This window comes from Streptomyces sp. NPDC026246, assembly GCF_055567995.1.
On record NZ_JBVHPJ010000002.1, the window covers coordinates 325,174 to 350,351 of the forward strand.

Consider the following 25,178-nt stretch of genomic DNA (forward strand, 5'->3'; position numbering starts at 1 on the left):
CCGGGCGCACCTGGCACGGCCCTCGTCCTCAGGCCCGCAGTCCACGCACCAGCAGGTCGACGACGGCCCTGAAGTCGGCCTCGGCGCCCGGCTCCGTCCACTCCCGGGCGTGAGCGGGGTCGTGGAAGCGGCCGGTGGCGTGGAAGACGGCGCGGGCGGCGGCTTCGGGGTCGGCGGCGGTGAAGGCCCCGGCGTCCACCCCGTCCCGCACGATGGCGGCCAACTGGGCGGTCAGGTCGGCGATGTGGTCGCCGACCGCCGTGCCGGCCTCGTCCGTGAGGACCGTGTAGGTGGCGAACAGCTCCGGATCGTCGCCCGCCTTGCGGCGTTTGGCGGCGAACAGCGCGCCGAGCCAGTCCCGCAGCCGGGCCTCGGGGTCGCGGCCCGCGGCGGCGATGCCGGACAGCTCGCGGGAGGTGCGGTCCAGCCAGCGCTTGGTGACCGCCTCGCGCAGCGCCGCCTTGGTGCGGAAGTGCCGGTAGACACTGCCGTGGCTGACGCCGAGCGCGCGGGCCACGTCCACCACGGTGGCCTTGGCCGGTCCGTGGCGGCGCAGCACCTCCTCCGTCGCTTCGAGGATGCGCTCGGCGGTCAGGGTCTCGCTGGTCGGTGCCATGCCCCCGACCGTACCCGGAGCCCGGTTCAGCTCTCGAGGTGCGCCATCTGGGCCGCCGGGTAGCGCTCGCCGGCGGCCGCCCCGGCCGGCACGGCCTCCTCGATCGCGGCGAGGTCGGCGTCGTCGAGGGTGACCTCCAGGGCGCCCAGCGCCTCGTCGAGCCGGTCGCGGCGGCGGGCGCCGACCAGCGGCACGATGTCCTCGCCCCGGGAGAGCACCCAGGCGATCGCGATCTGCGCGACGCTGACGCCCTTCTGCTCGGCGATCTTCCGCAGCGCCTCCACGAGGCCCAGGTTGTGCCGGAGGTTGTCCCCCTGGAAGCGGGGCGACATCGCGCGGAAGTCGCCCGGGCCCAGCTGCCGGTCGGCCGTGAAGTGACCGGAGATCAGCCCCCGGGAGAGCACCCCGTAGGCGGTGACGCCGATGCCCAGTTCGCGTGTGGTGGGCAGGACCTCGGCCTCGATGCCGCGGGAGATCAGGGAGTACTCGATCTGCAGGTCGGAGATCGGCGCGGTGGCGGCGGCCCGGCGGATCGTGGCGGCGCCGACCTCGCTGAGGCCGATGTGCCGCACGTACCCCGCCTCGACCAGTTCCGCGATCGCCCCGACCGTCTCCTCGACCGGCACGTCGGAGTCGAGCCGGGCGATGCGGTAGACGTCGATGTGGTCGACGCCGAGCCGCTGCAGGGAGTAGGCGGCGAAGTTCTTCACCGCGGCGGGCCGTCCGTCGTAGCCCGACCAGCTGCCGTCCGGGCCGCGCAGGGCGCCGAACTTGACGCTGACCAGGGCCTGTTCGCGCCGGGCTGCGGGGGCGGCGCGCAGGGCCTCGCCGATCAGCATCTCGTTGTGGCCCATGCCGTAGAAGTCGCCGGTGTCGAGGAGGGTGACGCCCGCTTCGAGCGCCGCGTGGATCGTCGCGACGGACTCCGCCCGGTCCGCCTCGCCGTACAGGGCGGACATGCCCATGCAGCCGAGACCGAGGGCGGAGACCTGGGGGCCGGTGGTTCCGAGGGAACGCGTTCGCATCGTCATGCCCTCCACGATGGCATGACAGCTGACAGATTTCAATATCTGTCATTCAATACTTGTCAGTGCCGTCGCTCCGGTGGTCGCCGCTACCGGGCCGTCATCGCGAGCTTCGCGCCCAGCGCCACGAACGACCCGGCGAAACCCCGGCGCAGCCACGCCATGACCCGCGGCCGGCTCAGCACCCGGCCGCGCACCGCCCCGGCCAGCAGCCCGTACGCGGCGAACACCAGGAAGGTGGCCAGCATGAACACCCCGCCGAGCCCGGCCATGCGGACCACCGCGTGCGGCTCCCCGGGGCTCACGAACTGCGGCAGGAAGGCGAAGAAGAAGACCGTCAGCTTCGGATTGAGGATGTTGATCAGCACGCCCCGCACGATCACCCGCCGTGCGGACGGGGGTGCGGCCTCGCCCTCCTGCGCCGTGAGGGTGTCCTTGTCGCGCAGGGTGGCCCAGGCCATGTACAGCAGGTAGGCCACGCCGGCGTACTTCAGCACCTGGAAGGCGGTCGCACTGGCGTGCAGCAGGGCGGCCACGCCGGTGACGGTGGCCAGCAGGTGGGGCACGATGCCGAGCGTGCAGCCCACGGCCGCGACGACACCGGCGCGCGGGCCGCGGGAGAGCGCCGCGGCGAGGGTGTGGAGGGCGCCGGTGCCCGGCGTGGCGACGACGATCAGGGTGGTCAGCAGGAAGGCGAGGCTCATGACCCCACCCTCACGTCGCGGTCCTGGCGGCAACAGGGCCAATCGGCACACCCCTTGGGGGGCCACCACCCCTGGACGCGACGATGCCGGGCCCCCTCGGGAGGGACCCGGCACCGTCGTACGGGGAAGAGGCGTCAGCAGCCGATCAGGCGGGCCGCCAGGTAACCCTCGATCTGGTCGAGGGAGACGCGCTCCTGCTTCATCGAGTCGCGCTCGCGGACGGTGACCGCGTTGTCCTCGAGCGTGTCGAAGTCGACGGTCACGCAGAACGGCGTACCGATCTCGTCCTGGCGGCGGTAGCGGCGGCCGATGGCGCCGGCGTCGTCGAACTCGATGTTCCAGTTCTGCCGGAGCGCCTGGGCCAGGCCCTTGGCCTTCGGGGACAGCTCGGGGTTGCGGGACAGCGGCAGGACCGCGACCTTGACCGGGGCGAGGCGGTGGTCCAGGCGCAGCACGGTGCGCTTCTCCAGCTTGCCCTTGGCGTTGGGCGCCTCGTCCTCGACGTAGGCGTCCAGCAGGAACGCCAGCATGGCGCGGCCGACACCGGCCGCGGGCTCGATCACGTAGGGGGTCCAGCGCTCGCCGGCCTCCTGATCGAAGTACGTCAGGTCCTGGCCGGAGGCCTTGGAGTGGGCGCCGAGGTCGTAGTCCGTGCGGTTGGCCACGCCCTCCAGCTCACCCCACTCGCTGCCGCCGAACTGGAAGCGGTACTCGATGTCGGCGGTGCGCTTGGAGTAGTGGGAGAGCTTCTCCTTCGGGTGCTCGTACCACCGCATGTTCTCCTCGCGCAGGCCCAGGCCGGTGTACCAGTTCCAGCGCTGCTCCATCCAGTACTCCTGCCACTTCTCGTCCTCGCCCGGCTTGACGAAGAACTCCATCTCCATCTGCTCGAACTCGCGGGTGCGGAAGATGAAGTTGCCGGGCGTGATCTCGTTGCGGAAGGACTTGCCCATCTGGGCGATGCCGAACGGCGGCTTGCGGCGCGAAGTGGTCTGCACCTGCGAGAAGTTGGTGAAGATGCCCTGCGCGGTCTCGGGGCGCAGGTAGGCGACGGAGCCGGAGTCCTGCGTGGGGCCGAGGTGGGTGGACAGCAGGCCCGAGAACTGCTTGGGCTCGGTGAACTGGCCCTTGTTGCCGCAGTTGGGGCAGTTGACGTCGGCCAGGCCGTTCTCCGGCAGGCGCTTGTGCTTGGCCTCGTAGGCCTCCTCCAGGTGGTCCGCGCGGAACCGCTTGTGGCAGGAGGTGCACTCGGTCAGCGGGTCCGTGAAGGTGGCGACGTGGCCGGAGGCGACCCAGACCTCGGGGGCCAGGATCACGGACGAGTCGATACCCACGACGTCCTCCCGGGACGTCACCATGTAGCGCCACCACTGGCGCTTGAGGTTCTCCTTGAGCTCGACACCGAGCGGGCCGTAGTCCCAAGCGGCGCGCTGACCGCCGTAGATCTCACTACAGGGGAATACGAAGCCACGGCGCTTGCTCAGGCTGACGATGGTGTCGATCTTGTCGGCGGCCACGGTGCTCTCTTCATTACGACGACGGGCGTTGAAGCGAGATGCTTCCAGCGAATGATTCAGGTTACCGGCGGGGGCGCCCCCTCAATCAAATCGCTCCCCCTGTGCGGGCCTCAAGGCCCTGGTGAGACCGTTTGTTGACAACGGTTTCCATATTTGTTGAAAATGACTGTCATGAACGTACGACGACGCCTCATACCCGCCGCCCTGGCCTCCGCTCTCGGCCTCGGCGCCCTCACCGCCTGCTCCAGCGACAGCGCGGCGACGGGCAACACGGACAAGTTCGACGTCGTCGCCTCCTTCTACCCGATGGCGTTCCTCGCCGAGCAGATCGGCGGCGACCACGCCCACGTCACCAGCCTCACCGAGCCGGGCCAGGAGCCGCACGACCTGGAGATCAGCACCCAGCAGCGCGCGCAGCTGGAGGAGGCCGACGCCGCGCTCTACCTCAAGGGCCTGCAGCCGGCCGTCGACGAGGCCGTCGCCCAGACCGGCGTCGAGACGAAGATCGACGCGGCCGGCCTCACCCACCTCGAGGACCACGGCACCGGCGGCCACAGCCACGAGGGCGAGGAGGGCCACTCCGAGGAAGGCCACTCCGAGGAGGACGAGCACGGCCGCGACCCGCACGTCTGGCTCGACCCGGTGAAGTACGCCGAGATCGCCCGGGGTGTCGGCAAGGCCTTCGAGAAGGCCGACCCCGACCACGCGGCCGACTACGAGAAGAACACCGCGGCCCTGGTGAAGAAGCTGAACGCCCTGGACGCCGACTTCGAGGACGGCCTGAAGAACACCCGGAGCAAGGTCTTCTTCACCAACCACGCCGCCTTCGGCTACCTCGCCGAGCGCTACGGCCTCACCCAGGAGGCCATCTCCGGCGTCGACCCCGAGAGCGAGCCCAGCGCCGCCCGGGTCAGGGAGCTCCAGCAGGAGGCCAGGGCCGACGGCGTCACCACCGTCTTCTACGAGACACTGGTCTCCGACAAGACCGCGAAGACCCTCGCCCGCGACGCGAACCTGAAGACGGACGTCCTCGACCCGCTGGAGGGCATCACCGACAGGTCCCGCGGTGACGACTACTTCCAGGTCATGGAATCCAACCTCAAGGCCCTGCAGAAGGCCCTGGGCGCCAAGTGATCGACCCATCGGAGGACGGCATGACCGAGCCCGTCGTATCCCTGCGCGGAGTCCGCGCGGACCTGGGCTCGCGCCCCGTGCTGCGCGGCATCGACCTCACCGTGCGCAGCGGCGAGGTCGTCGCGCTGCTCGGCGCGAACGGCTCGGGCAAGTCCACGGCCGTGCGCAGCATCATCGGCCAGGTGCAGACCGGCGCCGGCGAGATCCGGCTGTTCGGCACCGACCGCGCGCGCTTCCGCGACTGGCACCGCGTGGGCTACGTCCCTCAGCGCACCACGGCCGCGGGCGGCGTGCCCGCCACGGTGACCGAGGTGGTGTCCTCCGGCCGCCTGTCGCGGACCCGCTTCGGCGTGCTGCGCAAGGCCGACCACGCGGCCGTACGGCGCGCCCTGGAGCTCGTCGGCATGGCCGACCGGGCGAAGGACCCCGTCGACGCCCTGTCCGGCGGCCAGCACCAGCGCGTCCTGATCGCCCGCGCCCTGGCCTCCGAGCCCGAGCTGCTGATCATGGACGAGCCGATGGCCGGCGTCGACCTGGCCAGCCAGGAGGTCCTCGCGCACACGCTCACCGAGCAGGTCTCGCAGGGCACCACCGTGCTGCTCGTGCTGCACGAACTCGGCCCGCTGGAGCCCCTGATCGACCGGGCGGTCGTCCTGCGCGACGGCTGCGTCGTGCACGACGGACCGCCCCCGAAGGCCGTCGGGCAGCACGCCCTGCCCGGCCACGACCACGTGCACCCGCACGCACCCGCGGGCGCCGAACCGATCCGCACGGGACTGCTGAGCTGATGGACTTCCTCGACTACGCCTTCATGCAGCGGGCCCTGCTCGCCGCCGTCCTGGTCGGCATCACCGCCCCCGCGGTCGGCATCTACCTGGTCCAGCGCCGCCAGGCCCTGATGGGCGACGGCATCGGCCACGTCGCGATGACCGGCGTCGGCCTCGGCTTCCTGCTCACCTGGTCCCCGGTGTGGATGGCGACCCTGGTCTCCGTCCTCGGCGCGGTCCTCATGGAGCTGATCCGCTGGTACGGCCGCACCCGCGGCGACATCGCCCTCGCGATGCTCTTCTACGGCGGCATGGCCGGCGGTGTGATGTTCATCAACCTCGCGCCGACGGGCTCCAACGCCAACCTGACGTCGTACCTGTTCGGTTCCCTGTCGACGGTGTCCGAGTCGGACGTGACGGCGATCTGCGTGCTGGCCGCCTTCGTCGTCCTGGTCACCCTGGGCCTGCGCCGGCAGCTCTTCGCGGTCAGCCAGGACGAGGAGTTCGCCCGGGTGACGGGCCTGCCGGTGCGCGTGCTGAACCTGCTGACCGCGGTCACCGCGGCCGTCACGGTGACGGTGGCGATGCGCGTGGTGGGCCTGCTGCTGGTGAGCGCGCTGATGGTGGTGCCGGTCGCGGCCGCCCAGCAGATCGCCCGCAGCTTCGCCGCGACCTTCGTGATCGCGGTGGCCATCGGGGTGAGCGTGACGATCGGCGGCACGGTCACCTCGTACTACCAGGACGTGCCGCCCGGGGCGACCATCGTGCTGCTGACCATCGGCGCGTTCGTCGTGCTGACGGCGCTCGCCGCCCCGCTGGCACGCCGTCGCGCCCGGGCCCGGGCGGCCGCCCGCGGCGCGGCCGATCCCGCCGAGTGCGCGATCCCGGGCAGCCGTCAGTCGGCCGACGAGGTCGGCGTCTGACCGCCCTCGCACCGGGCTGGCACAATGGCCCGGGCAAGGCAGACGTGAGGAGGCAACGGTGACGACCGCTGGACCGTCCGTGAAGGGCCGCGCCACCAAGCAGCGCGCCGCCGTGGCGGCGGCCCTGCAGGAGGTCGACGAGTTCCGCAGCGCGCAGGAACTGCACGACATGCTCAAGCACAAGGGCGACTCGGTCGGGCTCACCACGGTCTACCGCACCCTGCAGTCCCTCGCCGACGCCGGCGAGGTCGACGTCCTGCGCACGGCCGACGGCGAGTCCGTCTACCGCCGCTGCTCCACCGACGACCATCACCACCACCTCGTGTGCCGCGGCTGCGGCAAGGCCGTGGAGGTGGAGGGCCCGGCCGTGGAGACGTGGGCCGAGGCCATCGCCGCCGAGCACGGCTTCGTGAACGTGGCCCACACGGTGGAGATCTTCGGCACCTGCGCGGAGTGCGCGGCGGCCGCGAAGTAGGCAGCCGGGCCGGGGATCAGCAGACCTCAGGAACCCCCGGGTCTCCCGGCCCGCTCCGGCAGCGCCGACGTGACCGCGGCGAGGAGCAGCACCGCTGCGGCGATGACGAGCAGCGCCCGCCCGGTGCCCAGCGGCACCAGCAGCAGCGTGCCCAGCACTCCGCCGGCGAAGATGCCGCCGACCGTGGCCGTCCAGCGCGTCCGCGCCAGCCGCTGCTTCACCGGTACCCCGCGCAGCGCCGTCCGCGGGCGCCTCAGCACGTCGTTGACGAGCTCGGCGATCGCCGTCTGGCTCAGCAGCGTCGGCATGCCCGGCACGTGGACGCGCAGCGCGGTCGAGGCCCGTACCCCCATGGCCAGGGCGACCAGCGCGATGACAACGTGGTCCTGGCCGGCGTCGGCGGCGGCCTGCGTGCCGTGCCGCCACAGCGTCACCGCGCCGGCGGCCACCAGCAGCACGGCCTCGCACACCAGCCCGGCCGGGAACCAGCCCCGCCCCCGGTCAGCCACCGCCTTCAGGGCGAGAGCGGCGAGAGCGGCTCCGGCGATGAACGCCCCGATGGCGGTGACGGGCCGCGCCACCGGGACGTCCCCGTCCCCGGCGAGGGCGAAGGACAGGAAGAGCACGTTGCCGGTGGCCAGGGCGCAGAAGACCTTCCCCATGGTCAGGAAGCTGACGGCGTCGACGGCGCCGGCCAGCACGGTGAGGACGGTCATGACGGCCACCCGCCGGGTGTCGGTCGCGAGGGCCGGGGAGGCATCGGGCATGCGGCCAGTGTGAGCACCCCGCCCCGGACCCGGCGGGATGCGCGGCCCGGACACGCGGCCGTACGCCCCGCGCGGCCCGGGGAAGACGCCCGCGCCGGGCCCGCGGCAGCGGCCGGTCGACCGCCGGGACGCCTACCCGGCCGCCACCAGCCCACGCGCGTCGAGCCGGTGGCGGATCAGCAGGGCCAGGCCCGAGGAAGCCAGGATGACGGCTCCGCCGACGCGCAGGAGGAGGTCGTAGGCGCGCTCCGGGCCCGTCTCGGGGGTGAGGGAGGTGATCGCCGCGGCGACGGCTGCCAGGGCGATGGCGCCCAGGGTGACCAGTGCGGTCAGCACCACCCCCGAAGCCTCCCCGGCCCGCGTGGGGGAGACCACCTGCTGCGTGGCGACGCTGGCGAACGTCCAGCCCAGCCCGAGCCCGAGCGCGCACCAGGTGAACACGGGCAGGTAGAACCACCAGGACCAGGCCCAGCTGAGCCCGATCATGCCGGTGCCGGCGATGGCCCCGGCCAGGGCCATCACGCTCGTGGCCCGCATCCGGGTGGACAGCCAGGCGCCGATCGGCCCGGCGCAGGCGACCATCACGGCCGGGGCGAGGAAGACCGTGCCGGACAGGATCGCCGACAGTCCCCGCACCTGCTGCAGCTGCAGGGTGGCCAGGAACACGGTGACCGCGTAGCCCATGTTGGCGACCGAGCCCATCACGGTGACCAGGTCGAAGCGGATGTTGCGGAAGAGCCGGAAGTCGACCAGCGGGTGCCGGCAGCTCCGCTCGCGCAGTACGAACAGGGCTCCGGCCACCACGGCGACGGCGAACAGGGTCAGCGTGCGGGCGTGGTCCCAGCCCCAGGCGCTCCCCCGCTCCACGGCGAGGGTCAGCGCGGCCAGGGAGGTGACGACGGCCAGGCAGCCGGGCAGGTCGATCTGGCGGGGTGCGGCCTCGTCCCGGGAGTCGGGCACGAAGCGCAGCGCGATCAGCAGGGACAGCGCGCTGAGCGGTGCCAGCAGCCAGAAGATCCACCGCCAGCCCGGCCCGTCGCTGAAGCCGCCGCCGACGAACGGCCCGAGGGCGGTGCCGACGTTGGCGATGCCGAACATCGCGCCGAGCGCACGGGCCCGCCCCTCCCCGGGGAAGGCGTTGCTGATCACGGACACCGACACGGGGAAGACCAGTGCCGCGCCGGCGCCCTGCACGATCCGCGCCACGACCAGCACGCCGAGGCCGGGCGCGAGGGCGCAGCCTACGGAGGCGACGGCGAACACCCCGATCCCGGCGAGCAGGACGGGGCGCCGGCCCAGCAGGTCGCCGAGGCGTCCGCCGACGATGAACAGGCAGCCCACCGCGAGCATGTAGGCGGACAGGGTCCACTGCGCCGCGGAGACGGTGGTGCCGAAGTCCGCGGAGATCCCGGGGATCGCCAGGTTGAGCGCGAAGAAGTCCAGCTGGATGCAGAACAGGGCCAGCGAGGCCGCGGCGAGGGCCCCGGACCGGTTCGTGGTGGTCCGCGGTGCGCCGGCAGTCGTCGTACCCATGTCACCAGGACACCGCCGCCCCGGCCCGGCTGCCACCGGGAAGCGGCGCCGGGCCGGACGGGACCGCCGGGACCGCCGGACCGCCGGGACCGCCTACTGCCTGCCCTCCATGGCCAGCAGTTCCTCGTTCGGGATCGCCCCGCCGAAGCGCCGGTCCCGGGAGGCGAACTCCAGGCAGGCCCGCCACAGGTCACGCCGGTCGAAGTCGGGCCACAGCACGTCCTGGAAGACCATCTCGGCGTAAGCGCTCTGCCACAGCAGGTAGTTGGAGGTGCGCTGCTCGCCGCTGGGGCGCAGGAACAGGTCAACGTCCGGCATGTCGGGGTAGTACAGGTACTTGGCGAAGGTCTTCTCGGTGACCTTGGACGGGTCGAGCCGGCCGCTCCTGACGTCCTCGGCGAGCGCCTTGGCCGCGTCGGCGATCTCGGCCCGGCCGCCGTAGTTCATGCAGAAGTACAGGGTCAGCCGGTCGTTGTCCTTGGTCTGCTCCTGGGCGACCTGGAGTTCCTTGGCCACCGAGCGCCACAGCTTGGGCATCCGGCCGACCCAGCGCACCCGGATGCCGAGTTCGTCGAGCTGGTCGCGGGTCTTGCGGATGAAGTCCCGGTTGAAGTTCATCAGGAAGCGCACCTCGTCGGGCGACCGCTTCCAGTTCTCGGTGGAGAAGGCGTAGAGGGAGATGGCGCCCACGCCCATCTCGATGGCGCCCTGCAGCACGTCCAGCACGCGCTCGGCACCCACCTTGTGCCCCTCGGTGCGGGGCAGGCCGCGGTCCTTGGCCCAGCGTCCGTTGCCGTCCATGACGATCGCCACATGCCGCGGCACGAGCTCCCCGAGCTTCGGGGGCCGCGCGCCGGACGGGTGCGGCTCCGGCGTCCTGTACTCGCGGCGCTGGCGCCCCAGGATCCCGCGTACGGCCATGTGTGTCTCGTCTCCTCGGCTTGCTTGCTTGTGACTTCTCGCTTGTTACTTCTCGACGTAGCGCAGCGAGCGCAGGCCGCGCTCCATGTGCCAGTGCAGGTAGGCGGACACCAGCCCGCTGCCCTCCCGGACGTGGCGCGCCTCGCACGCGTCCGCGGTCTCCCAGTCCCCCGTCAGCAGTGCGCCGAGGAGTTCCAGGGCCTGGGGCGAGGGTACGACGCTGCCGGGCACCCGGCAGTCCGCGCAGACGGATCCGCCCGAGGCGACCGAGAAGAAGCGGTTGGGTCCGGGCATCCCGCACCTCGCGCAGTCGCCGAAGGTCGGGGCGTACCCGTTCACAGCCAGTGAGCGCAGCAGGAAGGCGTCGAGGACCAGGTGCGGGGCGTGCTCGCCCCGGGCGAGGGTGCGCAGGGCGCCGACGAGCAGCAGGTACTGCTGCACGGCCGGCTCGCCCTCGTGGTCGGTGAACCGCTCGGCGGTCTCCAGCATGGCGGTGCCGGCGGTGTACCGGGCGTAGTCGGTGACGATCCCGCCGCCGTAGGGCGCGATGGTCTCGCTCTGGGTGCACAGCGGCAGCCCGCGGCCGACCAGTTCGCTGCCCTTGGCGAAGAACTGCACGTCGACGTGGGAGAACGGTTCGAGGCGGGCGCCGAACTTGGACTTGGTCCGGCGCACGCCGCGGGCCACGGCCCGTACCCGCCCGTGACCGCGGGTGAGCAGCGTGATGATCCGGTCCGCCTCACCCAGCTTCTGGGTGCGCAGCACGATGCCGTCGTCGCGGAACAGACTCATGCGCCCATTCTCGCCTACGCGCGCACTCCCCCGGCCGTGAGGTGGGTCAAGGCACTTCGCCCCTGCTGCGCGCGTCGGCGTGCGCGGTCGCCGCACTCAGCCGCTCGGCCGGGGTGGCGTGCCGGACGGCGCGGGGGTCGGCGTCCCACTCCCGGCCGCCCCCGTACGGCCTCAGCTGGACGTAGGGCCCCTCGTGCCCCATGACGATGCCGATGCGCCCACTGCGGGTGTCCACGACGTGCGCGCCGACCGGGGGCCTCACCGCGGCACCGCCGGGAGCCGGCGGGCGCCGCGCGAGGTGATCCGTCCCGTCCCGGGGCCCGTTCCGAGGGCCGTCCCGGGGCCCGTTCCGAGGAGCGGACAGGGCGCCTTCCGCGCGAAACCCGCCGGGTCGGGGCCCCATGACGGCCGGTTGTTTCCGGCCCCGGCGCGTGCTGCCCGCAATTCCTTCACCGCGTCCTCCGCTTCTGTGGCGCCGAGCGCCGCTGACCTGCCCTTACGTGCTCCCCTCCCTTCGCCGCTTTCACTCTTCGCATCCCTTCGGTGACGCTCCGCGTCTATACTCGGTGAGGTTTGTGCCGTGCAAATGCGGGCTGGCACAAGGTGGTTCGGCACCCGTGCGCGCCTCGCACCGGCGGTGCCTCCCCCGGCCGGTTCCTCCTACGGCCGACCCGGACCGTGTCCGGCCCGGCGGGCTCCGGACGGCTCGCCGAACCGGCGTACGTACCGCCGCTGCCAGGGCGTCTCCACCGCGTGGCGGTCGTAGTGGCGGCGCACGTACGCCACCGCCTGCGGGCCGGGGACGCCGTCCAGTACGGCGATGCAGGCCAGGGCCGTACCCGTACGGCCCCGGCCGCCTGCGCAGGCGATCTCCACGCGTTCGCCGGCGGATCGTTCCCACGCCCGGGTCAGTGCGGTGCGGGCCGCCGCCCGGTCCGCCGGGAGGCGGAAGTCGGGCCAGCGGATCCAGTCCGCCGCCCAGGGGACCTGCGGTGGCGGTCCGCCCAGCAGGTACAGGCCGTAGGCGGGAGCGGGGGCGGCCGGATCGAGCGGGCGGCGCAGGCCCCGGCCGCGGATCAGCCGGCCGGAGGGCAGGCGCAGGACACCGGCGCCGCCCTCGCCCCACAGGTCGTCCGTCGCGTCCCCGCCGCCCGTTCCGTCCATGCCGCCCCTTTCGTCCCCGTCGCTCCTCGGCTTTTCCGGTGGTCCCATCCCAGCCCCGCCTGCCGGGCCCGGCAAGCCGGTTCACCGTCAGCCGAAGCGGAGGCGGACCTCCGCGGCCGGGGGTGGATGCCGGGGTTCTGCGCCGCGTCGGCGCCCGCGCACCGCTTCGACTGCCACCATCGTGTCGGTGAGGACGGGTCGGCCCCCGACCCCGTCCACCGACGCGACCCGATGGAGGCTCCATGCCGAACGCCCCGTGGACCGGCGTCGTCCCGCCCGTCTGCACACCCCTGACACCGGACCGCGAGGTGGACGTCCCGTCGCTGCTCCGGCTGGTCGACCACCTGGTGACCGGCGGGGTGCACGGGTTGTTCGTGCTCGGCTCGACCTCCGAGGCGGCCTACCTGACGGACGCGCAGCGCGCACTGGTCGTCGAGTCGGTCGCCGCGCACGTGGGCGGGCAACTGCCGTTGCTGGCCGGGGCGATCGACATGACGACGCCCCGTGTCCTCGGCCACGTCGCCGCGGTGACGGCGGCCGGGGCGCAGGCCGTCGTCGTCACGGCCCCGTTCTACGCCCGCACCCATCCTGCGGAGATCGCCCGCCACTACCGTGCGGTCGCGGCGGCGAGCCCGGTGCCCGTCCTCGCCTACGACATCCCCGTCGCCGTCCACACGAAGCTGCCGGCGGAGGTGGTCCTGGAACTGGCCGCGGACGGCGTGCTCGCCGGGCTGAAGGACTCCAGTGGCGACCTGGCCGCCTTCCGCCGGGTCGTCACCGGGGCCCGGGACCTCCGGCCGGTCTCCGGGTTCAGCGTGCTGACCGGCTCCGAGCTCCTGGTCGACGCGGCCCTGGCGATGGGCGCCGACGGGGCCGTGCCCGGCCTCGGCAACGTCGACCCGGACGGCTATGTGCGCCTGGACCGGCTGCACCGCGCCGGTGATCTCCCAGGGGCCCGGGCCGAACAGGAGCGCCTGTGCGCCCTGTTCGGTCTGGTGTCGGCCGGAGACCCGGCGCGCATGGGACCGAACTCCTCGGCGATCGGCGCCTTCAAGGCCGCCCTGCACCTGCGGGGCGTCATCGACTGCCCCGTCACGGCCGAACCGCAGGTGCCGCTGTCACCGGACGAGGTGGAGCGGGTCGCCCGGCACCTCCTTGCGGCCGGACTCCTGTGAGGCGCCCGTCCGGAGGTCAGGACGGCGTGCGCGCGGCCGCGGCCAGCAGCCGGGTGACGTCGTCCGTGCACAGGGTCAGTGCCGCCCCGACGGTGGCGAGGACGTCCCGCTCGGCCGGGGTGTAGGGCCCGTCCGCCAGCGCGATGCGGGCGCCCTGCAGCAGGATGGACTCGCGGCCGACGGTGGCCAGGTGCGGGGCGAGCGGGTCCAGGGCCTCGTGGAGCTCTATGGCCAGTCCCGCGCCGCAGGGTTCGCCGGTGATGCGGCCGGTGTCCGCCTCCAGCGCTTCGACGAGGGCGGCCAGCTGCTCCTCCGTGCAGTCGTCGAAGCCGGCCGCGCGCACGGCGAGCACGGCGGCCTCCAGTGCCGTACGGGAGGAGGCGCCGCCCGCGGCGAGCACCGCCAGGGCGACGGTGTGCACGGCGTCGCGGAGCATCGCGGAGAAGCGGGTGGTGGTCGGGTGGTCCAGGACGTCGGTGCCGAAGTGGCGGCGGCAGGCGGCGCACTCGATTACCGGTCCGGTCTCGCCGCGCGGCATCACCGGCACACCGCACACGGCGAAGCGCCGTTGCCCGGTCAGCCGCTGGTAGTTGCGGTCGCCGCCGCAGCCGGGGCAGAAGAACTCCCCGTCACCGGCGGCCGTCCACGCGGTACGGGTGCCCAGGATGCGGGCAAGCCCGGCGGCACGGCCGTTTCGTCCCCGTCCTGGCAGCACGTCGCACCTCCGTCACGCCGCGCGGCAACGTCGCCGCGCTTGCGTGATGTTAGCCACATCCGGGACGAGGAGTCAGCACCCCGGAGGAGACCTTTCCGTGACCCTCACAGCAATTGGCCGGTATGTGACGGGGCTCCGCCCGCCGGACCGCGGCGGACGGAGCCCTCGAATCGCCTCCAGGGCTGGTCAGCGCGTCGTGCGGTTGACGGCCGAGACGACGGCCTTCAGCGAGGCCCGCGTCGTGTTCGCGTCGATTCCGATGCCCCACAGGACCTTGTCGCCGATCGCGCACTCGATGTAGGAGGCGGCCTGCGCGGAGGCGCCCTCGCTCATCGTGTGCTCCTGGTAGTCCAGCAGGCGTACGTCGATGCCGATGGACTGCAGCGCGTCGAAGAAGGCCGAGATCGGACCGTTGCCGGTACCGGTCAGCACGGTGTCCTTGCCGTCGACGGTGGCCTCGACGGTGAGCGTGTCGACGCCGTCGCGGTCCGTGGTGGACTGCCCGTTCCTGACCTGGATGCGGCCCCAGGGGTTCTGCGGGTTGGGCAGGTACTCGTCCTGGAACACGGCCCAGATGTCCTTGGGCGTGACCTCGCCGCCCTCGGCGTCGGTCTTCGCCTGGATGATCTTCGAGAACTCGATCTGCATCCGGCGGGGCAGTTCCAGCTTGTGGTCGTTCTTCAGGACGTAGGCGATACCGCCCTTGCCGGACTGCGAGTTGACCCGGATGACGGCCTCGTAGGAGCGGCCGACGTCCTTGGGGTCGATCGGCAGGTACGGCACGGCCCACTCGATGTCGTCGACGGTGACGCCCTTGGCGGCCGCCTCGGCCTCCATCGCGTCGAAGCCCTTCTTGATCGCGTCCTGGTGGGAGCCGGAGAAGGACGTGTAGACCAGGTCGCCCACGTACGGGTGGCGCGGGTGGACCTCCATCTGGTTGCAGTACTCCCACGTGCGACGGATCTCGTCGATGTCGGAGAAGTCGATCTGCGGGTCGACGCCCTGGGAGAACAAATTCATGCCCAGGGTGACCAGGTCGACGTTGCCGGTGCGCTCGCCCTGCCCGAACAGGCAGCCCTCCACGCGGTCGGCGCCGGCCATCAGCGCCAGCTCTGCGGCGGCGACGGCGGTGCCGCGGTCGTTGTGCGGGTGCACCGACAGGCAGACGTACTCGCGGCGGGAGAGGTTGCGGCCCATCCACTCGAAGCGGTCGGCGTGCGTGGAGGGCGTGGAACGCTCGACGGTGGCCGGCAGGTTCAGGATGATCTCGCGGCCCGGGCCCGGCTGGTAGACGTCCATGACCGCCTCGCAGACCTCCAGGGCGAAGTCCAGCTCGGTGTCGGTGAAGATCTCCGGGCTGTACTGGTAGCCGAACTCGGTCTCGGGGCCCAGCAGCTTCTCGGCGTACTCCATGACCAGGCGCGTGCCGTCGACGGCGATCTGCTTGATGTCCTCCCGGGAGCCGCGGAAGACGACCCGGCGGAAGACGGGGGCCGTGGCGTTGTACAGATGCACGGTGGCGCGCTTGGCGCCCTTCAGCGACTCCACCGTGCGCTCGATCAGGTCCTCGCGGGCCTGGGTCAGTACGGAGATGGTGACGTCGTCGGGGATGGCCCCGGGCTCCTCGATGATGGAGCGCACGAAGTCGAAGTCGGTCTGGCCGGACGCCGGGAAGCCGACCTCGATCTCCTTGTAGCCCATCTTCACCAGCAGATCGAACATGGCGCGCTTGCGGGCGGGCGACATGGGGTCGATCAGGGCCTGGTTGCCGTCGCGCAGGTCGGTGGAGAGCCAGCGGGGGGCGGTGGTGACGCGCTGGTCCGGCCAGGTGCGGTCCGGGATGTCGACCTGCTCGTAGCGGCCGTACTTGTGGATCGGCAGGGAACTGGGCTGCTGGCGGTTCGCCATGATGCGGTGGCTCCTCAAGGGGTGTCCGGAAGGACGGCCGACGACGCAGCACCAAGCTCCGCGGGGAGGGAGTCGGCCTCGACTACAGGCCCTCGCCGCGGCAGCTAAGGAGAAGCAGCCCGAAACGCATGATGCGCAGCATGCTAGCCGAGCCCCCTCCGGCGCGCGGGGTCGTATCAGTATGCGGGACCGGACGCCCATACGGGACAAAAAGTGCGCCATACCACTCCGCTACAGCGCGTGAGCACTGGTGTCCCGGTATTTCACCAATCATGGTGGCGAGTAGTGACAGTACGGTCACGCAGTGCAAAGGTGCCGGACATGACGACGCACGGGGGCTTCGAGCCCGTCTTCTGCACCATCGTCCCGCCCCACGTCCTCGACCGGCTCGCCCAGGCCGAGGACCCCGCACTCGCCGGGCCCGCCCGCCGCACCCTGCAGCGCGACGCCTTCGAGCGCACCCAGCGCCGGCTGACCACGGTCCTCGGCGCCGCGGCGGTCCCCTCCGTCGCCGAGGGCCGGCCGCGGCGCACGATCCACGACGCCCGGCACGGCACCGAACTGCCCGGCCACCGGGTCCGCGGCGAGGGCGACGAGCCGGGCGGGGACGCCACGGTCAACCGCGCCTACGCGGGGCTCGGCGCCACCTTCGAGCTGTTCCTGAACGCCTACCGCCGCGACTCCATCGACGGCGACGGTCTGCCGCTGGACGCGACCGTGCACTACGACCGCGACTACAACAACGCGTTCTGGAACGGCGAGCAGATGGTCTTCGGCGACGGGGACGGCGAGATCTTCCTCGACTTCACCATCCCGGTCGACGTGATCGGCCACGAACTCGCGCACGGCGTCACGCAGTACACCGCCAACCTCACCTACTTCGGGCAGCCGGGCGCGCTCAACGAGTCCCTCTCGGACGTCTTCGGCGCGCTGATCAAGCAGTACGCGCTCGGCCAGAGTGCCGCCGAGGCCGACTGGCTGATCGGCGCGGGCCTGCTCGCCCCGCGGGTGACGGGCACGGCGCTGCGCTCCATGAAGGCACCCGGCACCGCCTACGACGACGACGTGCTGGGCAAGGACCCGCAGCCGGCGACGATGGACGACTTCGTGCGCACCGGGCGGGACAACGGCGGCGTCCACATCAACTCGGGCATCCCCAACCACGCCTTCTACCTCGCGGCCACGGCGCTGGGCGGCCACGCCTGGGAACGGGCGGGGCAGATCTGGTACGACGTGCTGACCGGCGGCGAGCTGAAGCAGCAGGCGCTGTTCGCGGACTTCGCCGCGCTCACCGTCGCGGCCGCCCGGGCGCGGTTCGGTGACGGGGAGGAGCTGGACGCCGTGTCGAAGGCGTGGGAGAGGGTCGGGGTGCGGACGCCGTAGTTCCGTACTAGACAGGTGCCATGCGGATTCAGGTGAGGCGCACGGGCGGGTTCGCGGGCATCGAGCGGTACGCCGAGGTCGACACCTCGGGCCGCTCGGACGCCCCCGAGTGGCACGACCTGGCCGAGCAGGCCGTCGCCGCGGGCCGGAGCACACCGCCGGTCGGCGTCCCGGACGGGTTCAGCTACCAGATCTCCATCGACGGCAGGACGGTCTACGCGGCCGACCCGCGGCTGACGGACGAGCAGCGCAGACTGATCTCGCGCGTGCTGAAGGAGGGGGCGTGACGGAGGGCGGGGCGTGACGGCGGGCGGGGCGTGAGGGCCCGTTCCGACGCGGCCGTTGACTTCCGTTACCGACGGTACGGATGATCCAGCGCATGGTGACTGACGCAGGCAAGGCGATCCCCCGCTTCCCGGCCGGCTTCCTCTGGGGCGTGTCGACCTCGGCGCACCAGATCGAGGGCGCGGCCGGGCTGCGCGAACCCTCCGTGTGGGACGCCTTCACGGCCGAGCCGGGGCGGGTGAAGGACGGTTCGACGGCCGAGGTGGCCTGCGACCACGTCCACCGCCACCGCGAGGACGTGGCGCTTCTGGCGGACCTGGGCGTGGACGCCTACCGCTTCTCGGTGTCCTGGCCGCGGGTGCGCTCCGCGCAGGGCCTGGACTTCTACGACCGGCTGGTGGACGAGCTGTGCGCGGCGGGCGTCCGGCCGGTGCCCACGCTCTTCCACTGGGACCTGCCGGCGGACCTGGACTGGCTGGAGCGGGACACGGCCGCGCGCTTCGCCGAGTACGTGGAGCGGGTGGCGGGCCGGCTCGGTGACCGCGTGACCAAGTGGATCACACTGAACGAGCCCGCGGAGCACACCCTGCTCGGTCACGCGCTGGGCGTGCACGCACCCGGCCGGCGGCTGCTGTTCGACGCGCTGCCGGTCGCCCACCACCAGCTGCTGGCCCACGGGCTGGGCGTGCGCGCCCTGCGGGCCGCGGGCGCCACGGACATCGGGATCGCCAACTCGCACGGGCCGACCTGGCCGGCCTCCGACGCGACGGCGGACCGGGAGGCCGCCGACTTCTACGACCTGCTGCTGAACCGCCTGTTCGCGGACCCGCTGCTGCTGGGCCGCTACCCGGACGGCATCGCCGATCTGATGCCCGGCGACGTGGCCGCCGATCTGGAGGTGATCGCCGAGCCCCTCGACTGGTACGGGATCAACTACTACGCCCCGACCAGGGTGGGGGCGCCGCAGGGAACGGAGATCGAGTTCGGCGGGGTCACCATGCCCGCGGAACTGCCCTTCTCCGTACGGCGGATCGAGGGCCGGCCGGTCACCGACTTCGGCTGGCCGGTGGTGCCCGAAGGCCTCACGGAAGTGCTCACGACGTTCCGCGACCGCTACGGCGACCGCCTCCCGCCCGTGGTCGTCACCGAGAACGGGTGCTCCTGTCCCGGTCTCGACGACCAGGACCGGATCACCTACCTGGACGGTCATGTGCGGGCGCTGCACGCGGCGATGGAGGCGGGCGTCGACGTGCGCGGCTACTTCGTGTGGTCCCTGCTGGACAACTTCGAGTGGGCGGAGGGCTACGCGCGCCGCTTCGGCCTGGTCCATGTCGACTTCGGCACCCAGGAACGCACCCCGAAGTCCTCGTACCGCTGGTACCGGGACATGCTGAAAAGCCGGACGGTGAAGGACTGATGCGTATCGCGAAGATGGTTGCAGTCTGAACTGCGCTGCGAGCATAGTTACTTGTGTGATCCGCGGCCGGATCCCCGCACTTCCCGTGCCGGCCGGGTCGCCGACCGCTCGCGCCGCCCTCGCCTGTTCTTCCACCCCCCACGGAAGGCGACCCCCGTGTCCCCCCACACGACGTCCACCCCACGGTTCCTCGAGGCGGTGCGCCCCGGCCGCGCCGACTGGCTGGAACTGCCGCCGCTGCGGACCAGCGCCGGTCTGGCCCGGCGCGCCCTGCGGGACCGGCTGGCCTCGTGGCAGGTGCCCGACGAGGTGTGCGCCGACGCCGTGCTGCTGGTGTCGGAACTGGTCACCAACGCCGTGCTGCACACGCTCAGCGAACGGATCCTGTGCGGGGTGCAGCTGCTGACCGACGCCCGGCTGCGGATGGAGGTGCACGACGGGGACCGCTCCGGGCGCGGCATCCCCGCCTGCTGCCCGGGCCCGGACGACGAGGGCGGACGGGGCCTGCTGCTGGTCCGGGAAGTCGCGGACGCCTGGGGTGTCGTCCGCTCGCCGCTCACGGGCGGCAACGCCGTGTGGGCGAGCTTCGCGACGGCGTCCTAGCGGCCCGGGATCAGAACCCCAGACGCCGCAGCTGCTTGGGGTCCCGCTGCCAGTCCTTGGCGACCTTCACGTGCAGGTCGAGGAAGACGGGCGTGCCCAGCAGGGCCTCGATCTGCTTGCGGGACTTGATGCCGACCTCCTTCAGGCGCTTGCCCTTGGGGCCGATGACGATGCCCTTCTGGCTGGAGCGCTCGATGAAGAGGTTGGCGTGGATGTCGAGCAGGGGCTTGTCGGCGGGGCGGTCCTCGCGGGGGAGCATCTCCTCGACCACGACGGCGATGGAGTGCGGCAGCTCGTCACGGACCCCCTCCAGGGCGGCCTCGCGGATCAGCTCCGCGACCATGACCTGCTCGGGCTCGTCCGTCAGGTCGCCCTCGGGGTAGAGGGCGGGGCCCTCGGGCAGCAGCGGGATCAGGAGGTCGGCCAGCAGCTGGACCTGCTGGTCGCCGACCGCCGAGACCGGGACGATCTCCGCCCACTCGATGCCCAGTTCCTTGCCCAGCTGGTCGACGGCGATCAGCTGCTCGGCGAGGGTCTTGCCGTCGACGAGGTCCGTCTTGGTGACGATGGCGACCTTCGGCGACTTCTTGATCCCCGCCAGCTCCTTGGCGATGAAGCGGTCGCCGGGGCCGATCTTCTCGTTCGCGGGCAGGCAGAAGCCGATCGCGTCGACCTCGGCCCAGGTGGTGCGCACCACGTCGTTCAGCCGCTCGCCGAGCAGCGTGCGCGGCTTGTGCAGGCCCGGGGTGTCGACCAGGATCAGCTGGGCGTCCTCACGGTGCACGATGCCCCGCACGGTGTGCCGGGTCGTCTGCGGCCGGTTGGAGGTGATCGCCACCTTCTGCCCGACCAGAGCGTTCGTCAGGGTGGACTTGCCCGCGTTGGGGCGGCCGACGAAGCAGGCGAAGCCGGCACGGTGGGCGGTCTCGCCGGACTTCTCGGATGACTCTGCGCGAACACTCATGCCGCCATTCTCCCTGATCCTCCGGGCCGCTCCGCACAGCGGTCCGTCCGCCCCCGCGGCCGTGTGCTCGCCGGGCCCCCGATGCGCGGTGCGGCTCAGTCGAAGACGAACGGGCCGGGCGACTGCGGCCCGGTCGCCGTGCAGGTGGCGGTGAGGCCGAAGGCCGTCAGCCGCAGCGACCCGCCGTGCGCCTCCAGGCGGTCGCCGCGGGCGACGGTGCCGCGCAGGGGGCCGACCTCGACGGGGGCGCCGGCCGCCAGGGCCGGGTTCGCCCTGCCGGTGAAGGAGACCGTGCCGCCGCCGGCCCTCTTCAGGGTGAGGGTGGAGGTGATCGTGTCCTTGCCGAGGGAGATCGGGGCGGTGATGGCCGAGGACCTGATCGTGAAGGTGACGGCGGTGCCGCTCTGCGTCGCGGTGAGCGTGCCCCGGCCGCTGCCGAAGCCGCCGCAGTCGGCGCTGATCGTCGCGGTCACCGGGGTGACGGCGTGGGCCGCGGGGGCGAGGGCGAGCGCGAGGGCCGCGAGGGCCCCGGCCGCCGGCGCCGCACCCGCGGCGAAGCTGTCGCGTCTCATGGGATGCCGGTTCTCGTTTCTCCCCCCGGTCGCGGGGGGAGTTCAGCCGGCGGTCAGGGTGGCCCGGACCGTCCCGTCGGGCCCGGCCAGGAGCACCGGCGTCTGCGCGCTGCCGAGGTCCCGCACGGCTGCCCGGTCCTCGTCGGCGACCGACTCCGCGTCGGTGACGACGGCCGCCGCCTCCAGGGAGCGGGCGCCGGAGGCGACGGCCATCGCCACCGCGGTCCGCAGGGCGCTGAGCCTCAGCGAGTCGAGGGCCACGGTGCCGGCGACGTAGGTCCGCCCGGTCTCGTCCCGTACGGCGGCCCCCTCGGGCACGCCGTTGCGGGCCCGCGCGGAACGGGCCAGGGTGACGATCTTGCGGTCCTCGGGGTCGAGCGCGCTGCTGTCGGTCATGATCCGAGCATACGGAAGGGTCAGGGCCGGTCCAGGCGGAGGCGGTCCGCCCGGGGGAGCCCGGCGACGACGAGGTCGTAGGAGTCCTCGACGAGTTCCCGGACCAGCCGGTCGGGGAGGCCCCCGTCGGCCGTGACGGTGTTCCAGTGGCGCTTGTTCATGTGCCAGCCGGGCACGACGAGCCCCGCGTGCTCCCGGCGGAGGCGGACGGCCTCGTCCGGGTCGCACTTGAGGTTGACCTTCAGGGGGCGCGCGTCCAGCGACGACAGGGCGAAGAGCTTCCCGCACACCTTGAAGACCGAGATCTCCGGGCTGAACGGGAAGTCCTCCTCGGCCGCCGCGAAGGACAGGCAGAAGGCGCGCAGCTCCTGGGGGGTCACTGCGCCTTCTCCTCCTGCGGGGCGTCCTGCGGCTCCACCGGCTCCACCAGGACCGTCACGATCTTGTTCCGGCGGCCGGCCGCGGCCTCCGCGGTCAGCCGCAGCTCCCGCCCGTCGGGCAGGGCGACCACCGAGGACGCACCGGCGATGGGGACCCGGCCCAGTTCCTTCGCGAGCAGGCCGCCGACCGTCTCGACGTCCTCGTCGTCGAACTCCTCCAGGCCGTACAGCTCGCCCAGGTCGCCGATGTCGAGGCGGGCGGTGACCCGGAAGCGGTCCTTGCCGAGGTCCTCCACCGGGGGCAGCTCGCGGTCGTACTCGTCGGTGATCTCGCCGACGATCTCCTCGAGGATGTCCTCGATGGTGACGATGCCGGCCGTGCCGCCGTACTCGTCGATGACGACGGCGACGTGGTTGCGTTCCTTCTGCATCTCGCGCAGCAGGTCGCCGGCGTTCTTGGTGTCGGGCACGAAGAAGGCGGGCCGCATGGCCGTGGAGACCTGCTCGGTCTCGGCGTCCCGGCTGATGTGCGTCCTGCGGACCAGGTCCTTCAGATACACGATGCCGACGATGTCGTCCTCGTTCTCGCCGGTCACCGGGATGCGGGAGAAGCCGGAGCGCAGGGCGAGGGTGAGGGCCTGGCGGATCGTCTTGAAGCGCTCGATGACCACCAGGTCCGTGCGCGGGACCATGACCTCGCGGACCAGGGTGTCGCCGAGCTCGAAGACCGAGTGCACCATGCGGCGCTCCTCGTCCTCGATCAGCGACTCCTTCTCGGCGAGGTCGACCAGCGCCCGCAGCTCCGCCTCGGAGGCGAACGGGCCGCGCCGGAAGCCCTTGCCGGGGGTGAGGGCGTTGCCGATGAGGATGAGCAGCGAGGGGATCGGGCCCATGATCCGCGCCAGCGGCACCAGGACGTACGCCGAGACCGTCGCGGTGTTCAGCGGGTGCTGGCGGCCGATGGTGCGCGGGGAGACCCCGACGGCGACGTACGACACGAGGACCATGACCGCGATGGCGACCAGCAGCGCCTCGGTCGTGCCGTCGAACTCCTTGAGGCAGCCGTAGGTGATCAGCGCGGCGGCGGCCATCTCGCAGGCGACGCGGACCAGCAGCGCCACGTTCAGATAGCGGGTCGGGTCGGCGGCGACCTGGGAGAGCTTGGCGCTGCCGCGGCGGCCGGAACGCACGGCCTCCTCGGCCCGGAAGCTGGAGACCCGGGCGAGGCCCGCCTCCGCGCAGGCGGCGAGCCAGGCCACGACCACCAGGGCGACGGCGCCCAGAACGAGTTGAGGACTCATCGGCGGGCGTTACGAGACCGTCGGCGCCGGGGACGGGCCGGTCAGGCCCCGCTCCGCGCGCCAGCCGTCCACGATGGCCGCCTGCAGCCCGAACATCTCGGCCTTCTCGTCCGGCTCCTCGTGGTCGTATCCCAGCAGATGCAGCACTCCGTGGACGGTGAGCAGCTGGAGCTCCTCGTCCATGGAGTGCTGGGTCTCCGCGTCCTTGCCCTGCTTCTCGGCGACCTCGGGGCACAGCACGATGTCGCCGAGCAGGCCCTGCGGCGGCTCGTCGTCGTCCTTGGACGGCGGACGCAGCTCGTCCATGGGGAAGGACATGACATCCGTCGGGCCCGGGAGGTCCATCCACTGGATGTGCAGCTGCTCCATGGCGTCGGCGTCCACGACGATCACCGAGAGTTCGGAGAGCGGGTGGATGCGCATCCGCGCGAGCGCGTAGCGGGCGATGTCGAGGATCGCCTGCTCGTCGACCTCGGTGCCGGACTCGTTGTTGACGTCGATCGACATGGTGTTGTGCTTGTCTACTTCCCCTTGTGCGCGGACTTGCCCCGGCTCTTGTGCGTGCCGTTCTGGGTGCCGTGCGTGGTGTCGTACTTCTCGTACGCGTCGACGATACGGCCCACCAGCTTGTGCCGGACGACGTCCTGGGACGACAGCCGGGAGAAATGCACGTCCTCGACGCCGTCCAGGATGTCCTGCACCTGGCGCAGACCGCTCTTCGTCCCGTCGGGCAGGTCGACCTGCGTCACGTCACCCGTGATGACGATCTTCGAGTCGAAGCCGAGGCGGGTGAGGAACATCTTCATCTGCTCGGGGCTGGTGTTCTGGGCCTCGTCCAGGATGATGAAGGCGTCGTTGAGCGTCCTGCCCCGCATGTACGCCAGCGGCGCGACCTCGATCGTGCCGGCCGCCATCAGGCGCGGGATGGAGTCCGGGTCGAGCATGTCGTGCAGCGCGTCGTAGAGCGGGCGCAGGTACGGGTCGATCTTCTCGTAGAGCGTGCCCGGGAGGAAGCCCAGCCGCTCTCCGGCCTCGACCGCCGGGCGGGTCAGGATGATGCGGTTGACCTGCTTGGACTGCAGGGCCTGCACGGCCTTGGCCATGGCGAGGTAGGTCTTGCCGGTGCCGGCGGGGCCGATGCCGAAGACGATGGTGTGCTTGTCGATCGCGTCCACGTAGCGCTTCTGGTTGAGCGTCTTGGGGCGGATCGTGCGGCCACGCGAGGACAGGATGTTCTGCGTGAGCACCTCGGCCGGGGTCTCCTGGCCGTCGCTCTCGCCGTTGTCGCTCGCCTTGAGCATGGCGATAGAGCGTTCCACTGCGTCCTCCGTCATCGGCTGCCCGGTGCGGAGCACCAGCATCATCTCGTCGAACACGCGCGCGATGAGGGCGACGTCCTTCGGGTCGCCGACCGCGCTGATCTCGTTGCCCCGGACGTGGATGTCGGCCGCCGGGAAGGCCTTCTCGATCACGCGCAGGAGGGAGTCGCCGGATCCCAGCACGGTCACCATGGGGTGCTGGGCGGGGACGGTGAACTGCGCTCTCGCCTGCTCCTGCGCGGAGGTGTGAGCTGTCGGTGATTGAGTCATGGGCCGGCGCTTAAGGCCTGCGGTTCCTCCTCGTCACGGCCGCGCAGCTGAGGGCGGCCTCGCGATTCCCAGGGTACGACGGTGCGGTGACAACGCCGTAGGGGTTTTGGGGACGGGAGGACGAGCGGCAGCCGCGGCGGCTCCCGGCCGGC

The 25,178-nt window shown here is 72.0% G+C and carries 28 protein-coding genes; 9 read left to right on the plus strand and 19 right to left on the minus strand.

The features are described from left to right. Positions 1-28: 28 nt before the first annotated feature. The 4 genes from ACZ4M5_RS05575 to ACZ4M5_RS05590 form a co-directional block, all read right to left on the minus strand. Positions 29-616, minus strand: coding sequence for a TetR/AcrR family transcriptional regulator (locus ACZ4M5_RS05575; RefSeq protein ID WP_467733396.1), 588 nt, complete (start codon positions 614-616; stop codon positions 29-31). Between the two features lie 26 nt (positions 617-642). Next, the gene (locus tag ACZ4M5_RS05580) at positions 643-1,647 is read right to left on the minus strand and encodes an aldo/keto reductase (RefSeq protein WP_467733398.1); all 1,005 of its coding nucleotides are present in this window, start codon (positions 1,645-1,647) and stop codon (positions 643-645) included. Positions 1,648-1,730: 83 nt separating this feature from the next. Beyond that, on the minus strand, positions 1,731-2,345 hold the full coding sequence (locus ACZ4M5_RS05585; protein WP_467733400.1) for a LysE family translocator: 615 nt from the start codon (positions 2,343-2,345) through the stop codon (positions 1,731-1,733). 134 nt (positions 2,346-2,479) lie between these two features. Then, entirely contained in the window at positions 2,480-3,862 is a 1,383-nt protein-coding gene (locus ACZ4M5_RS05590) for a glycine--tRNA ligase (protein ID WP_369195737.1), read from the minus strand. Positions 3,863-4,033: 171 nt separating this feature from the next. Between ACZ4M5_RS05590 and ACZ4M5_RS05595 the strand changes: the two genes are divergently transcribed. From ACZ4M5_RS05595 to ACZ4M5_RS05610, 4 genes are read left to right on the plus strand one after another with little or no spacing between them, the layout of a single operon-like run. Continuing rightward, complete coding sequence (locus ACZ4M5_RS05595) at positions 4,034-4,996, plus strand: metal ABC transporter substrate-binding protein (protein ID WP_467733403.1); 963 nt, start codon at positions 4,034-4,036, stop codon at positions 4,994-4,996. Between the two features lie 20 nt (positions 4,997-5,016). Then, the gene (locus tag ACZ4M5_RS05600; RefSeq protein ID WP_467733405.1) at positions 5,017-5,784 is read left to right on the plus strand and encodes a metal ABC transporter ATP-binding protein; all 768 of its coding nucleotides are present in this window, start codon (positions 5,017-5,019) and stop codon (positions 5,782-5,784) included. Then, positions 5,784-6,686, plus strand: a complete 903-nt coding sequence (locus ACZ4M5_RS05605) for a metal ABC transporter permease (protein WP_467733407.1) — start codon at positions 5,784-5,786, stop codon at positions 6,684-6,686. Before ACZ4M5_RS05600 ends, ACZ4M5_RS05605 begins: the two co-directional genes overlap by 1 nt. A gap of 58 nt (positions 6,687-6,744) precedes the next feature. Beyond that, a complete protein-coding gene (locus ACZ4M5_RS05610) occupies positions 6,745-7,161 on the plus strand; it encodes a Fur family transcriptional regulator (RefSeq protein ID WP_333930676.1) in 417 nt (138 codons plus the stop codon). Positions 7,162-7,187: 26 nt separating this feature from the next. On the opposite strand, the gene ACZ4M5_RS05615 is transcribed toward ACZ4M5_RS05610, so the two are convergent. From ACZ4M5_RS05615 to ACZ4M5_RS05640, 6 genes are all read right to left on the minus strand, one after another. Beyond that, on the minus strand, positions 7,188-7,928 hold the full coding sequence (locus ACZ4M5_RS05615; protein ID WP_467733409.1) for a YoaK family protein: 741 nt from the start codon (positions 7,926-7,928) through the stop codon (positions 7,188-7,190). 132 nt (positions 7,929-8,060) lie between these two features. Beyond that, positions 8,061-9,461, minus strand: coding sequence for an MFS transporter (locus ACZ4M5_RS05620; RefSeq protein WP_467733411.1), 1,401 nt, complete (start codon positions 9,459-9,461; stop codon positions 8,061-8,063). Between the two features lie 93 nt (positions 9,462-9,554). Next, a complete protein-coding gene (locus ACZ4M5_RS05625; protein ID WP_467733413.1) occupies positions 9,555-10,382 on the minus strand; it encodes an isoprenyl transferase in 828 nt (275 codons plus the stop codon). A 45-nt stretch (positions 10,383-10,427) separates the two neighbouring features. Continuing rightward, entirely contained in the window at positions 10,428-11,174 is a 747-nt protein-coding gene (recO, locus tag ACZ4M5_RS05630) for a DNA repair protein RecO (RefSeq protein WP_451877170.1), read from the minus strand. 46 nt (positions 11,175-11,220) lie between these two features. Next, positions 11,221-11,436, minus strand: a complete 216-nt coding sequence (locus tag ACZ4M5_RS05635; protein WP_467733416.1) for a hypothetical protein — start codon at positions 11,434-11,436, stop codon at positions 11,221-11,223. Between the two features lie 398 nt (positions 11,437-11,834). Further along, positions 11,835-12,338 (minus strand): protein-tyrosine phosphatase family protein, encoded by a 504-nt coding sequence (locus ACZ4M5_RS05640; protein WP_467733418.1) that lies wholly within the window; start codon positions 12,336-12,338, stop codon positions 11,835-11,837. A gap of 242 nt (positions 12,339-12,580) precedes the next feature. Here ACZ4M5_RS05640 and ACZ4M5_RS05645 point away from each other — a divergent pair, with 242 nt between their 5' ends. After that, positions 12,581-13,513, plus strand: coding sequence for a dihydrodipicolinate synthase family protein (locus ACZ4M5_RS05645; protein ID WP_467733420.1), 933 nt, complete (start codon positions 12,581-12,583; stop codon positions 13,511-13,513). A 16-nt stretch (positions 13,514-13,529) separates the two neighbouring features. On the opposite strand, the gene ACZ4M5_RS05650 is transcribed toward ACZ4M5_RS05645, so the two are convergent. Beyond that, positions 13,530-14,228, minus strand: a complete 699-nt coding sequence (locus tag ACZ4M5_RS05650) for a TerB family tellurite resistance protein (RefSeq protein WP_467733422.1) — start codon at positions 14,226-14,228, stop codon at positions 13,530-13,532. 186 nt (positions 14,229-14,414) lie between these two features. Next, a complete protein-coding gene (gene leuA, locus ACZ4M5_RS05655) occupies positions 14,415-16,136 on the minus strand; it encodes a 2-isopropylmalate synthase (protein ID WP_467733424.1) in 1,722 nt (573 codons plus the stop codon). Between the two features lie 321 nt (positions 16,137-16,457). Between leuA and ACZ4M5_RS05660 the strand changes: the two genes are divergently transcribed. The 4 genes from ACZ4M5_RS05660 (at position 16,458) to ACZ4M5_RS05675 (ending at position 19,824) form a co-directional block, all read left to right on the plus strand. Beyond that, on the plus strand, positions 16,458-17,519 hold the full coding sequence (locus ACZ4M5_RS05660; protein WP_467733426.1) for a M4 family metallopeptidase: 1,062 nt from the start codon (positions 16,458-16,460) through the stop codon (positions 17,517-17,519). A 20-nt stretch (positions 17,520-17,539) separates the two neighbouring features. Next, positions 17,540-17,806, plus strand: a complete 267-nt coding sequence (locus tag ACZ4M5_RS05665) for a protealysin inhibitor emfourin (RefSeq protein ID WP_467733428.1) — start codon at positions 17,540-17,542, stop codon at positions 17,804-17,806. Positions 17,807-17,898: 92 nt separating this feature from the next. Further along, positions 17,899-19,221 carry a GH1 family beta-glucosidase gene (locus ACZ4M5_RS05670; RefSeq protein WP_467733430.1) on the plus strand — a complete coding sequence of 441 codons (1,323 nt, stop codon included), beginning with the start codon at positions 17,899-17,901 and terminating at the stop codon, positions 19,219-19,221. Positions 19,222-19,377: 156 nt separating this feature from the next. Then, positions 19,378-19,824, plus strand: coding sequence for an ATP-binding protein (locus tag ACZ4M5_RS05675; protein WP_467733432.1), 447 nt, complete (start codon positions 19,378-19,380; stop codon positions 19,822-19,824). Between the two features lie 10 nt (positions 19,825-19,834). Here the strand turns inward: ACZ4M5_RS05675 and era are convergent, their stop codons facing one another. From era to ACZ4M5_RS05710, 7 genes are all read right to left on the minus strand, one after another. After that, a complete protein-coding gene (gene era, locus ACZ4M5_RS05680; protein WP_467733434.1) occupies positions 19,835-20,788 on the minus strand; it encodes a GTPase Era in 954 nt (317 codons plus the stop codon). A 95-nt stretch (positions 20,789-20,883) separates the two neighbouring features. Then, entirely contained in the window at positions 20,884-21,360 is a 477-nt protein-coding gene (locus ACZ4M5_RS05685; protein ID WP_467733436.1) for a hypothetical protein, read from the minus strand. 42 nt (positions 21,361-21,402) lie between these two features. Then, positions 21,403-21,756, minus strand: a complete 354-nt coding sequence (locus tag ACZ4M5_RS05690; protein WP_467733438.1) for a cytidine deaminase — start codon at positions 21,754-21,756, stop codon at positions 21,403-21,405. Positions 21,757-21,776: 20 nt separating this feature from the next. Continuing rightward, on the minus strand, positions 21,777-22,136 hold the full coding sequence (locus ACZ4M5_RS05695) for an MmcQ/YjbR family DNA-binding protein (RefSeq protein ID WP_467733440.1): 360 nt from the start codon (positions 22,134-22,136) through the stop codon (positions 21,777-21,779). Beyond that, positions 22,133-23,437 (minus strand): hemolysin family protein, encoded by a 1,305-nt coding sequence (locus ACZ4M5_RS05700; RefSeq protein ID WP_467733442.1) that lies wholly within the window; start codon positions 23,435-23,437, stop codon positions 22,133-22,135. Before ACZ4M5_RS05700 ends, ACZ4M5_RS05695 begins: the two co-directional genes overlap by 4 nt. Before the next feature lie 9 nt (positions 23,438-23,446). Further along, complete coding sequence (gene ybeY / locus ACZ4M5_RS05705) at positions 23,447-23,944, minus strand: rRNA maturation RNase YbeY (protein ID WP_190898580.1); 498 nt, start codon at positions 23,942-23,944, stop codon at positions 23,447-23,449. Positions 23,945-23,958: 14 nt separating this feature from the next. Then, positions 23,959-25,026 (minus strand): PhoH family protein, encoded by a 1,068-nt coding sequence (locus tag ACZ4M5_RS05710; RefSeq protein ID WP_369195715.1) that lies wholly within the window; start codon positions 25,024-25,026, stop codon positions 23,959-23,961. Between the last annotated feature and the right edge of the window lie 152 nt (positions 25,027-25,178).